The sequence below is a fragment of the Ruegeria sp. AL12 genome (assembly GCF_056540885.1).
This window is the reverse complement of sequence record NZ_JBQFXN010000003.1, coordinates 1-11,221: the sequence shown is the minus strand read 5'-3', so window position 1 is coordinate 11,221 and position 11,221 is coordinate 1. Positions and strand designations below refer to the sequence as shown.

Sequence of the window (11,221 nt, the reverse complement as noted above, 5' to 3'; positions counted from 1 at the left end):
TCACCATGAGCCGATTGGATTCCATGCTGCGCCGACTGACGGCCCAACGCGACGGATTGAACTGGGCGGCCGAGCGGATCAGCGGCCAGCCGGGGGATGTGCTGGATATGGGCCTGGGCAATGGCCGCACCTATGACCACTTGCGTGAAATCCTGCCAGAGCGCCGGATCTGGGTGATGGACCGGGTCCTGCAATGCCATCCGGACAGCACCCCCCCGGCCGAGGATTTCCTGCAAGGTGAGGCTGAACCGATGCTGCTCAGACTGGCGGCCGACGGGCATAGGATCGCGCTGGCGCATTACGATTTCGGACGCGGCATCAAGCACGAGGACGTCGCCGAAGCAGAGCGTCTCAGCCCGCTGATCGCGAAAGTCATGCAGCCCGGAGGGTTGTTGATTTCAGGTCAGCCCCTGGTCGGCTTTGCCCAGATCCAGGGGCCCAAGACAATCGCCCCGGACCGTTACCTGTTCTACACGGCCTGATCACGCCACGCGTCGACCGCGCACCCAGACCGAACTCGGGACGGGTACACCCGCGCGCATCCGGAAGCGGATGACATCGGCGCGGGCGTCGGCGCGCAACTCGCCCCGCTCCTCCAACCCTGCCGCCCGAGCCGGGGCCAGCGTTACCGTCTTCATCCCCCGCGCCAGGTCGCCCCAGATCTCGCCCAGCCTAACCGCCGAAAGCAACAAGGCCGACGGCACATAATCCGAAGACAGGATGTCCAGATACCCAAGCTGGGCCAGCTCGTGGGCAGCAACATTGCCAGAATGCGATCCCCCACGGATTATGTTCGGCGCGCCCATCATGACCCGAATGTCGTTCTTGTGGCAGGCGCGTGCCGCTTCGACGGTTGTGGGGAACTCGGCCAGACGGATGCCGTGACCTGCGGACACTTTAACCTGATCTTCAGTCGTGTCGTCATGGCTGGCCAATACTGCTCCGAAACGGCGGGCAGTTTTGACAGCTTCGACCTCGTGCAGTGCGCCATTGCGATCTCGAAGCCCTTTCAATTGCGCCACGTGCTGAAAGAACGTGTCATCATCCATGGCATATTTGCCCTTCAGAAAGGTCTCCAGCTTGCCCATATCGCGAAACTGACGCTGACCGGGTGTGTGATCCATTATGGACACAATGCCAACCCTGTCTTCCGGCCCAAATTCGCTCAGCTCTTCAACCAGAGTTTCCGAACACACCTCGGCCCGCAAGTGCAGAAAGTGGCTGATCTTGAGCGCATCCTGTTCGCGCAGATCCCATAACTCCTGCGACAGGCCGCGGGCGTATTTCCCATACCGCCGCGCGCCCGACGGGATCGATCCAACCCGCATGGCATCGAACACTGTCGTGATCCCGGCGCCGGCCAATTCCGCATCATGCGCAAGAATTGCAGCGGCATGGGGCCAGTTCACCTGTGGGCGCGGTTGAATGTGACGTTCAAGGTTGTCGGTGTGCAACTCGACAAGCCCTGGGCTGACATAGTCGCCTTCGCAATCTATCGCGCCCGCGGGAACCCTGTTTCCGGTGTCGATTTCAGCGATGGCCTCACCCACAATCCGGACAGTGCCGGTTACGGTTTCATTCGGCAATACAAGCGTGGCATTGGCAAGGATCAAGTCTTCTGTCATCTGAACTTCACGCATGTTGAGACCGAGGAAGGCTACGCAAAAGGAGGCCGATATGACATTCACGCGATACGCGATCTATTTTGCGCCGCCCGCGGGAAAGGAATGGGCGAAATTTGCAACCAGCTGGCTGGGTTGGGATATCGAGGCGGGAAAGCCGGTTGCCCATCCGATTGTCGAAGGCATCGACGTTGCCGCCGTCACGGAGGTGCCGCGCAAGTACGGGCTGCACGCGACGCTGAAGCCACCGTTCAGACTGCGCGACGGCAAAACATTCGAAGCCCTGCAAGAGGCGTGCAGCTCGCTCGCCTCCCGCCAACCACCTGTGTCGCTGGATGGCCTCGAGATCGCCCGGTTTGGGCGTTTTCTGGCCCTGCGTCCGCTGGGTGAGATCCAGGCGCTGAATGCGCTTGCCGCGGCCTGTGTTCGGGAATTGGACTGTTTTCGTGCGCCTACCTCCGAGGCCGAACTGGCCCGCCGCCGCGCCGCCGGGTTGACCCCGAAGCAAGACGCCAACCTGGTTCAGTGGGGCTATCCTTACGTACTGGACGCGTTCCGCTTTCACATCACGCTGAGCGGCAAGCTGGACAAACCAACCCTGAGAGCAACTCGGAACGCGCTGCAAACCCATCTGGCCCCATTGCTGCCGCAGCCCTTCCAGATCACGGATCTGGCCCTTACGGGCGAGGCTGAGGACGGGCGCTTCCACCTTATCCATCGCTACGGGCTTTCCGGTTGAAGGTGCGACAGGATTTCGGCAACCGTATCTTCCATCGCACCGGAGTTGTCGATTTCCAGGACCTGGTTCAAACCGTTGGGCAAAGACGTTTGGGCCCGGTCCAGACGCCGCGTCTGTTCCGCCTTGCTTTCCCGCCCTCTTAAGGACAAGCGTTCGGACAGAACCTCGGGCTTTGCCGTCAGGGAAATCACGATCAGATCACCAAACACCTCCTGCGCCTCAAGCAACACCGTTCGTGACAGGTTGACCAAAACGGCCTCGGCCACCTGCCGCTGCCGCGTGATCGTCTTCGGCACACCGTAATACAGCCCATGCGCATGCCAACTCAGCGCAAACGCGCCATCCCGTTCCATCCGCTGAAGTGTTTCGGCCGAGACGCGGTCGAAATCTTCGCCGTCTTCGCCTTCGGGACGGGTAATCACCCGCCGCAGCCTCTGAACACCCGGCGTCCGGGCCACCAGCGCGTTCATTACGCTGTCCTTTCCGACCCCCGAAGGACCCACGACCGCTATGACCGGAGCAAGCGTCATGCAGCCATCCCCGGCGTGAAGTCCGAGACATCGACCTCGCGGTCACAGACCCGTTCGCGCGCGTCGAGATCGTGAAAAATCCCGACAATCGTCACGCCATTGTTCTTGGCCTCTTCGATCAGGGACAAAACGGTTTCCCGGTTCTGCGCATCCAGGCTTGCGGTCGGTTCATCCAACAGCATTGCCGGATATTCATGCGCAAAGCCCCGCGCAATGTTCACTCTCTGCTTTTCGCCGCCCGAGAAGGTCGTCGGGCTGAGGGTCCACAGACGTTCGGGAATATTCAGCCGTTTCAGCAACCCGGCTGCCCTGTCCATTGCCGCTTGCCTGTCACAGCCCACGGCCAGCAGCGGCTCTGCCACAACGTCCAACGCCGACACCCGAGGCACGACCCGCAGGAACTGGCTGACATAGCCCAAGGTGTCACGACGCAGCAACAAGATCTGCCGCGGTTCAGCCCTGGCCACGTCCAACCCTGCGACCAGCACCTGACCAGTGGCCGCCAGATAGTTGCCGTAGATCACACGCATCAGCGTGGATTTGCCTGCACCCGACGGCCCGGTCAGGGCGACGCACTCACCCGGCTCCACTTTCAGAGACGCGCCTTTCACCACCGGGATCGTGGCGCCGCCCTGATTGTGCAGGGTGAAGCTCTTGCTGACGTCAACAAGTTCAATCATCGCTTCATCCTTCCCCAAAGCCTCAAACCTGCAAAACGCTGGACACCAGCAACTGCGTATAGGCATGTTGCGGGTCGTCCAGTACCTGATCCGTCAGCCCGGCCTCGACCACACGACCGCTTTTCATCACCATCAACCGATCCGCCAGCAGACGCACCACGGCAAGATCATGGGTGACGATGATCGCACTCAACCTCATCTCACGCACAAGTCCGCGCAACAAATCCAGTAAACGCGCCTGTACCGACACATCCAGACCACCGGTCGGTTCGTCCATGAACACCAGCCGAGGACCTGTCACCAGATTGCGCGCGATCTGCAAACGCTGCTGCATCCCGCCCGAAAACGCGCTGGGGCGGTCATCGACGCGGCTCTCGTCAATCTCTACCCGGCCCAGCCAGTCAATGGCCTTGCCCCGAATGCTGCCATAGTGGCGTCCGCCGACGGCCATCAGCCGCTCGCCAATGTTGCCTCCGGCGCTGACAGACATCCGCAACCCGTCGCGCGCGTGTTGGTGGACAAAGGCCCAGTCGGTGCGGCTTAGCATCCGGCGCTCTGGCTCGGACATTGTGACCGTATCGACCGGGCCGTCTGCACGGGTATCAAAGATCACCTGCCCGGCATCCGGCTTCAGAAGGCCGGCCATACAGTTGAGCAAGGTCGACTTGCCCGACCCACTTTCACCAACGATTCCCATCACTTCTCCGGGGAAGAGATCAAAATTCACATCCGCGCATCCGATCCGGCGGCCATAGCTTTTTTCAATTCCTTTGGCTTGCATCAGAGGGATCATTGCGCGTTCCCTTCGGCCAATCGGCCTACATGGCCCGCCTCGCGGCGTGACCGGCAGTAATCCGTGTCGGAACAGACAAACATCCGGCTGCCCGCGTCATCCGTGATGACCTCGTCCAGATAGCTGTCTTCGGCCCCGCACAGGTCGCAGGGATGATCGGCCTTGGTGGCCTCGAACGGGTAGTCCTCGAAATCGAGGCTAACGACTTTGGTATGCGGAGGCACCGCGTAAATCCGCTGCTCGCGCCCGGCACCAAACAGCTGGATCGCGTCCATCTCAAGCTTTGGATTGTCGAATTTCGGAATTGGGGACGGGTCCATGACATAGCGTCCAGCCACGTTCACCGGATAGGCATAAGCGGTCGAAATCGCCCCGTGCTGGCTGATATCCTCGTACAGTTTCACATGCATCAGCCCGTATTCCTCAAGACTGTGCATCTTGCGTGTCTCGGTCTCGCGCGGTTCCAGAAAGCGCAGAGGTTCGGGAATCGGCACCTGATAGACGATGATCTGGTCTTCGCGCAGTTTCGCCTCGGGGATGCGGTGGCGGGTCTGAATGATCGTGGCCTGTTCCGTCTTTTCCGTGGTGGCGACCCCTGCGGTGTTTTCAAAGAACTTGCGGATGGATACGGCGTTGGTCGTGTCGTCTGCGCCCTGATCGATCACCTTGAACGTATCCTCGGGCGTCAACGTCGCGGCTGAAACCTGTACGCCGCCGGTACCCCAGCCATAGGGCATCGGCATCTCGCGGCTGGCAAACGGCACCTGATACCCCGGTATGGCCAGGCCTTTGAGGATCGCCCGGCGGATCATCCGCTTGGTTTGTTCGTCCAGATAGGCGAAATTGTACGCGCTCATAGGCAGCCTCTTTCGATGAGGGCATGTTCCAACGCTTGCGGCGCGGTGAAGTGGATCCCATCCATGCCCTCCGCACGCGCGCCTTCGACATTGTGCAGCCCGTCATCGATGAAAATGCAGTTCTCGGGTGAAAGCCCGGCCCGCTTGCACAGCAGATGGAAAATCTCTGGCTGAGGCTTCAAAAGCTTCTCCTGCCCCGACACGACGGTGACACCAAACACTTCGCCCAATTCGGGATGTGCCCCCACGCCGACAGGCCAGGTTTCCGCTGACCAATTGGTGATCGCGTGAACCGGAGTGCCCTGCTCTTTCAGGCGGTAAAGCAGGCGCCAGCTTCCCTCGATCTTTTGCGGAACGGTTCTGGCATAACGTTCAACGTAAACACTGAGGCGCTGCCGATCTTCCGCATTTTCCAGTTCAGCGGCCAGATCGGCGAACATCTCTCCTCCATCGGCCCGCAGGTTGCGTTCGGGGAAATTGATGCGCGCCAGGAACTCTGCCACCGCCTCGCGGCTGCCCATCTCCTCCAGCCATGCCAGATGCGGATCCCACTTGACCAAAACGTTTCCGATATCAAAAACGACGGCTTTCATTCCACGGCCTCCTCTGACATGCGCTCTTGGGCCTTTCGGCGCAGTTTGCGGACCAGTTCCAGCTCGGACTGGAAATCGACGTAATGCGGCAGCTTGATATGTTCGAGAAAACCGGTGGCCTGAATGTTGTCCGCATGGCTCAGGACAAATTCTTCATCCTGCGCAGGCGCGCCCACGTTGTCTTCACCCAACTCTTCCCACCGCAAGGCCCGATCGACCAGCGCCATCGCGATGGATTTTCGTTCAGACTGGCCAAAGACCAGCCCATAGCCCCGCGTGAACTGCGGCGGCTCCGTTTTCGAACCGGTGAACTGGTTCACCGTTTCACATTCGGTCAGCTCGACCTCGCCGATGTCGATGGCAAAGCCCAGCTCGGGGATGTCCAGCTCAACCACGACCTTGCCGATACGCAATTCTCCGACAAAGGCGTGGTTGCGGGCGTAACCGCGCTGGGTCGAATAAGCCATGCCCAGCACAAAACCCTCATCCCCACGGGTCAGCGACTGAAGGCGCACCGGGCGGGTGGACGGGAACCCCATCGGTTCACGGGTCAGATCGCCCGGAACGTCATCGCGGGCCGGTTCATCCTGAATGATACCCTCGTCCTTCAGGAATGCGGTAATATGTGGCGTCGGTTCCACTTGCGCAGGGCCTTCAGGCGCCTTTGGAATTTCGCCCTCGGCCGCCAGCTTGAAATCCAGCAATCGGTGGGTGTAGTCGAAGGTTGGCCCCAGAACCTGACCACCGGGGGCATCTTTGAACGTGGCCGAGATCCGGCGATCACAGGCCATATCGCCGGTTTTGACGGGGTTGGAATGGCCGAAACGAGGCAGGGTCGTGCGGTAAGCGCGGACGAGGAAAATCGCCTCGATCAGGTCACCGCGCGCCTGTTTGATCGCCAGCGCAGCAAGGTCGGGATCGTATAACGACCCCTCGGCCATGACCCGGTTCACCGCAAGGCTCAACTGTTCGCGGATCTGCGCGAGGCTCAGTTCCGCGACATCTGTCGCACCACGGCGTTCTTCGGCAAGCCACGCATGGGCGTTTTCGATGGCTTTTTCGCCCCCTTTGACAGCGACATACATGGCTTACCCTTTCGACCTGATTTGCGTGCTACGCGGCAGGGCCGCGACCGCCTCACCGCAGGTGAAGAAAAAATCACACCCCAAAGGGTAAAGCCGCGCATTGTTCTGAAGAGCCGGAACATCCGGCAGAGAAAGCCGCGCCGTGTCCCGGATGCCGGGGCCGCTCAGAACCGCGCCGTTCTGCTCCAGGCGCCTGCATTCCACAACAAGCGTGGCGGACCGGTCCGGGTATTCCGGCGTCCCGATACGATAGGTGTTGAGCGGCGCCAGTGCATCCCACGTACCAAGGACAAAATCAGCATCTTCCGCCGCCACTATCGGTGCACCCGTGTGAAAGGTCAGCCATTCGCGCACCAAATCGGTGTCGGCTTCACCCGCCAGATGAACGTTTGTCTCGGCGTCGCAAAGCGTCAGAAGCAGCGTGCCGGCCGCAACGGACAGGGGCGCAGGTGGTTCACAGCCAGTCAGGGCGCGGATTTCACCCGGACGCGCCATGACGGTCATGGCCGCGCGGAATGCATATGCCGCGTCGACAGGTGCGTCTTGAAAGCCCCCCGAGAACCGCATTTGATCCGGCATCAGTCTTCCCCCCGAGCCAGCGTGAAAAACTCGACCTTGGTGGCCGCTGCCTTTGCGGCGCGCGCTGTCTTGATCGACTGCATTTGCAGCCTCAGCGGATCAAGCAGCCGTTCCTGCAAATCATCCGCAGCGGCCGTCTGCATCATCGCATCAATCAATGCCGCCGCTTCTGCCTTGGATTTCGACCTGCCCTGAACATATCCGTGACCGACCGCACCATCCTGCAACACGACCGAGCAGCGCGTAACGGTCATTTCGCCCAGGTTGAACAAAGCGCCGGTTCCTCCGATGCGGCCACGCACCATGACACCACCCACCTCGGGCCTGCGCAGCCATTCGAAACTCGGGCAGTCCTGAATGCCGTCCCACAGCGTCATCAGGGCGGCGTCCGGCGCGCGCGCCAGCAGACCCATCCATTCCTTCCGGGCCTTGATCCCGATTTCCGTCTGGTTTGCCATCAAAGCCTCTTGGACAGGTTGTCTACATGAACTATACAACTAGACAAATATTAACCGACAGGTTGCCAAAACGCAATCTGCGACCGTTTGAAGGTTTGGTGAAATGAGCAAAACGCCGATCTGGAAAAGTATTGCCCTGCGCCTGACCTCGGACATCGCCGAGGGGCGCTATCAAACCGGAGATCGCCTGCCCACCGAAGCCCAGCTGGCCGCCACCTATGGCGTCAACCGCCACACGGTACGGCGCGCTTTGGCTGACATGTCTGATCAGGGTCTGGTTCACGCCCGGCGCGGTGCGGGCGTTTTTGTTGCGGCACGGCCAACGGATTATCCGATCGGCAAAAGGGTGCGCTATCACAAGAACATCTCGGCCAGCGGCAAGATACCGGGCAAGAGAATCCTGGCTTTGACCACGCGCATCGCCGATGAAGCCGAAGCCGAAGCTCTGGGTCTGAACGAGGGTGATCCAGTGCATGTCTATGACGGATTGTCCCTGGCAGACGGGCAGCCCATAGCCCTGTTTCAAAGCGTTTTCCCCGCGGTACGATTTCCGGATATCTTGCAGACATTGGCCGAAACCCAATCCGTCACCAAGGCGCTGCAAGCCTGCGGCGTCACGGATTACGTCCGCGTGTCGACTCGCCTGACCGCGCGCGGGGCGACCGCAACGCAGGCGCTGCAACTTCAATTGTCAGAAGGCGCTCCTGTTCTCTTCTCGGTCGGCGTCAATGCCGACCCGGATGGACGGCCAGTCGAGTACGGCCGCACGGTTTTCGCGGGTGAGCGTGTAACGCTGACCCTGAACGAGGCATAAGCGAACTAGGGTTCTCAGCCGCTTCCGACCGCCGGTCCCAAGTCTCAACCCATTGGGTCAGATGCCGCGCGGTGAAAGTTTTGTGGCGGCACGGCGTTTGCGGGGGCTATCCATCCCACCGGCGCAGGGGTATACGCATCCGCGACTCTTCAGCTGATACGAGGCCACCATGAGCTTTGACCGCACCATCAAGATCGCGCCGTCTATCCTGTCCGCCGATTTCGCCAATTTCGGGCAGGAAATTCAGGCCATCGAAGCGCAGGGCGCCGACTGGGTTCATGTTGACGTGATGGATGGCCATTTCGTTCCAAACCTGACCTTTGGCCCTCCAGCCGTGAAAGCCTTTCGCCCGCATGTGAAAACGGTGATGGACGTTCACCTGATGATCACGCCGGTCGATCCCTACATCCAGGCCTATGCCGATGCCGGAGCGGACATTCTGACCGCACATGTCGAAGCCGGCCCCCACACCCATCGCACCTTGCAGGCCATTCGCGGCGCCGGAATGAAAGCCGGCGTTGCGCTGAACCCCGGCACCCCAGCCGAAGCGGTCGAGCATCTGCTGGACCTCATGGATCTGGTTTGCGTGATGACCGTGAACCCCGGCTTTGGGGGCCAGAAATTCATCGACATGACCGGCAAGGTCAAAAAACTGCGTCAGATGATCGGTGATCGTCCGGTGCATATCGAGATTGACGGTGGCGTCGACCCCGAAACCGCTCCGCTTGTGGCAGCGGCAGGTGCGGATGTGCTGGTGGCCGGTTCCGCGGTGTTCAAGGGCGGATCGGTTTCAACCCCACAGATTTACGGAGACAACATCCGTGCCGTCCGGGCAGCTGCTGAATCAGCGCTGTCCTGATTTGCAATCACCGGCGGCTGTTAGCAAGACTGTCAGCCGCCGGTATGGATCGCAGCCCTTGTCAAACAAGGACTTAAGCCCGCGCGGAACACGCCCAAATAAGGCGCTCTGCCCGTTTCCTTGACATTGCGGTTGAGAGGATGACAGACGCGCATCACCACCCTTCATCAAACCCAAATGGCGGGAAACATCCCACCTTGACGTTCTTGTTGAGAACCCGCGTGTATTGGTGAGGTTCGCAGGACTTGGCAGAGGGCGAAATGCGACCAGGACCCCAATACGGTTTGTAAAATGGGTGATGAGCCACCGCGCAACGTAAAAACCGATAGACCCTACCCAGTTTCAGGATCGTTTTGGGATTGACCCAGTTCCTCCAACTCGCTCCAAACCGCATCCGGAATAGCCCAGTTGGCCCATTCGAATGTTTGGTCCACATGTTGCGGCCATGTCGCCCCGCAGATTGTTGAAGCAATGTCTGCGTTCTTGACTGAGAACTGCAACGCAAGCGCCCCCAACGGTACATCGTAACGAGAACAGATACTCTCAACTGCACGAACCGGGCCCAGAACGGCTTCGGTCGCCTGCTGATAGACGTAATAATGATGAGCAGAGCTTCCCTTGGCCAAAATTCCTCCAGAATAGGGCGCCGCATTCAGAACCGCCACACCTTTGGACCGCGCAAGCTCGATCATTGGAGCGGAGTTTACGTTGACCACCGTATGCCTGTTGTGTGTCAGAAGGACGTCAAACTCGCGATCACGCAGCATCGGCATCAGGACGTCAATCCGGCCGCCTGCAAGCCCCACTGCCTTCGCCAGACCTTCTTCCTTGATCCGGAACAGCTCATCAAGTGCACCGCCGGTGCCGGTCACCTCCGAAATATCTGCAGCGTATTCGGGGTCATGTAGATGAAGAATATCCACCTGTTCCACCTCGAGGGCCTGAAGACTTGCTTCAAGTGACCTTCGCGCTTGTGTCGCATCAAACCTGTTGCTCTCCATGTCCCGGTCCAGTTTCGTGGAAAGAACCCGGCCTTCAGGCCACCCCCCCAGCTCACGAATGACTTGCCCAATACGCTCTTCGCTTCGACCCATCGCGTACCCACGCGCTGTGTCAATGAAGCCATCCGGGCGCTGGAGAATTGCCCTTATTGTGTCCAGCGCACGGCCTTCGTCCACCTCGTACCCATATATCTGAGGTATGCTTCCCAGGCCTGTTGAACCGAACCCTATTTGCGGCAGCCTGACTCCAGTCCGGCCGATTTCAACATGCTTGGTCATCCCACCATCCTCCCCTACAGGACATTTCTGCCTGCAATTGTGTCGAGGGTCGCCGTTCAACGCAAGCTTGGCGTATTGGCTTGCTATCTCGAAATCGAGACAAGCATGGCATTGGAATCCTAACAAAAAGGGCGCCCCGCGGGACGCCCTTTCCGTCTGATCATTCGCTTGCGCGAATTATTCAATAATCTTCGACACAACGCCGGCGCCGACGGTGCGGCCGCCTTCGCGGATGGCGAAGCGCAGGCCGTTTTCCATCGCGATCGGCGCGATCAGCTCAACGCCGAACGACACGTTGTCGCCGGGCATGACCATCTCGGTGCCTTCGGCCA

General features: G+C 60.0%; 15 protein-coding genes. 4 read left to right on the top strand and 11 right to left on the bottom strand.

Features of this window, described 5'->3' with window-relative positions; all coding sequences use genetic code 11:
* Window positions 1–5 precede the first annotated feature (5 nt).
* Window positions 6–482, top strand: coding sequence for a class I SAM-dependent methyltransferase (locus ACR0C6_RS10960; protein WP_152457128.1), 477 nt, complete (start codon window positions 6–8; stop codon window positions 480–482).
* On the opposite strand, the gene ACR0C6_RS10955 is transcribed toward ACR0C6_RS10960, so the two are convergent.
* Window positions 483–1,625, bottom strand: a complete 1,143-nt coding sequence (locus ACR0C6_RS10955) for an alpha-D-ribose 1-methylphosphonate 5-triphosphate diphosphatase (RefSeq protein ID WP_480619525.1) — start codon at window positions 1,623–1,625, stop codon at window positions 483–485. It abuts the gene before it with no gap.
* 52 nt (window positions 1,626–1,677) lie between these two features.
* Between ACR0C6_RS10955 and ACR0C6_RS10950 the strand changes: the two genes are divergently transcribed.
* Window positions 1,678–2,361 carry a DUF1045 domain-containing protein gene (locus ACR0C6_RS10950; RefSeq protein ID WP_480447134.1) on the top strand — a complete coding sequence of 228 codons (684 nt, stop codon included), beginning with the start codon at window positions 1,678–1,680 and terminating at the stop codon, window positions 2,359–2,361.
* Here the strand turns inward: ACR0C6_RS10950 and phnN are convergent.
* Genes phnN through phnG form a run of 8 tightly spaced genes read right to left on the bottom strand, consistent with a single transcriptional unit; the run spans window position 2,343 to window position 7,936 of the window.
* The gene (gene phnN, locus ACR0C6_RS10945) at window positions 2,343–2,891 is read right to left on the bottom strand and encodes a phosphonate metabolism protein/1,5-bisphosphokinase (PRPP-forming) PhnN (RefSeq protein WP_480447135.1); all 549 of its coding nucleotides are present in this window, start codon (window positions 2,889–2,891) and stop codon (window positions 2,343–2,345) included. The two genes, ACR0C6_RS10950 and phnN, sit on opposite strands and share 19 nt — an antisense overlap.
* Window positions 2,888–3,571 (bottom strand): phosphonate C-P lyase system protein PhnL, encoded by a 684-nt coding sequence (gene phnL, locus ACR0C6_RS10940; RefSeq protein WP_480619276.1) that lies wholly within the window; start codon window positions 3,569–3,571, stop codon window positions 2,888–2,890. The genes phnN and phnL overlap by 4 nt, the downstream gene beginning before the upstream one ends.
* Before the next feature lie 22 nt (window positions 3,572–3,593).
* A complete protein-coding gene (gene phnK / locus ACR0C6_RS10935) occupies window positions 3,594–4,364 on the bottom strand; it encodes a phosphonate C-P lyase system protein PhnK (protein WP_480619274.1) in 771 nt (256 codons plus the stop codon).
* Window positions 4,361–5,221 (bottom strand): alpha-D-ribose 1-methylphosphonate 5-phosphate C-P-lyase PhnJ, encoded by an 861-nt coding sequence (locus tag ACR0C6_RS10930; RefSeq protein WP_480619273.1) that lies wholly within the window; start codon window positions 5,219–5,221, stop codon window positions 4,361–4,363. Before ACR0C6_RS10930 ends, phnK begins: the two co-directional genes overlap by 4 nt.
* Window positions 5,218–5,814, bottom strand: coding sequence for an HAD family hydrolase (locus ACR0C6_RS10925; RefSeq protein WP_480619271.1), 597 nt, complete (start codon window positions 5,812–5,814; stop codon window positions 5,218–5,220). Before ACR0C6_RS10925 ends, ACR0C6_RS10930 begins: the two co-directional genes overlap by 4 nt.
* On the bottom strand, window positions 5,811–6,899 hold the full coding sequence (locus ACR0C6_RS10920) for a carbon-phosphorus lyase complex subunit (RefSeq protein WP_480619269.1): 1,089 nt from the start codon (window positions 6,897–6,899) through the stop codon (window positions 5,811–5,813). Before ACR0C6_RS10920 ends, ACR0C6_RS10925 begins: the two co-directional genes overlap by 4 nt.
* A gap of 3 nt (window positions 6,900–6,902) precedes the next feature.
* The gene (phnH, locus tag ACR0C6_RS10915) at window positions 6,903–7,478 is read right to left on the bottom strand and encodes a phosphonate C-P lyase system protein PhnH (protein WP_171229505.1); all 576 of its coding nucleotides are present in this window, start codon (window positions 7,476–7,478) and stop codon (window positions 6,903–6,905) included.
* Entirely contained in the window at window positions 7,478–7,936 is a 459-nt protein-coding gene (phnG, locus tag ACR0C6_RS10910) for a phosphonate C-P lyase system protein PhnG (RefSeq protein ID WP_480619267.1), read from the bottom strand. Before phnG ends, phnH begins: the two co-directional genes overlap by 1 nt.
* 103 nt (window positions 7,937–8,039) lie before the next feature.
* Between phnG and phnF the strand changes: the two genes are divergently transcribed.
* Both phnF and rpe read left to right on the top strand, forming a co-directional pair.
* The gene (phnF, locus tag ACR0C6_RS10905; RefSeq protein ID WP_480447143.1) at window positions 8,040–8,750 is read left to right on the top strand and encodes a phosphonate metabolism transcriptional regulator PhnF; all 711 of its coding nucleotides are present in this window, start codon (window positions 8,040–8,042) and stop codon (window positions 8,748–8,750) included.
* Between the two features lie 169 nt (window positions 8,751–8,919).
* Complete coding sequence (gene rpe / locus ACR0C6_RS10900; protein WP_480619265.1) at window positions 8,920–9,609, top strand: ribulose-phosphate 3-epimerase; 690 nt, start codon at window positions 8,920–8,922, stop codon at window positions 9,607–9,609.
* 332 nt (window positions 9,610–9,941) lie between these two features.
* Here rpe and ACR0C6_RS10895 read toward each other — a convergent pair whose 3' ends face one another.
* The gene (locus ACR0C6_RS10895) at window positions 9,942–10,889 is read right to left on the bottom strand and encodes an aldo/keto reductase (protein WP_480619263.1); all 948 of its coding nucleotides are present in this window, start codon (window positions 10,887–10,889) and stop codon (window positions 9,942–9,944) included.
* 177 nt (window positions 10,890–11,066) lie between these two features.
* A partial coding sequence (locus ACR0C6_RS10890) for an EF-Tu C-terminal domain-related protein (protein WP_480619523.1) occupies window positions 11,067–11,221 on the bottom strand: 155 nt, incomplete at its 5' end.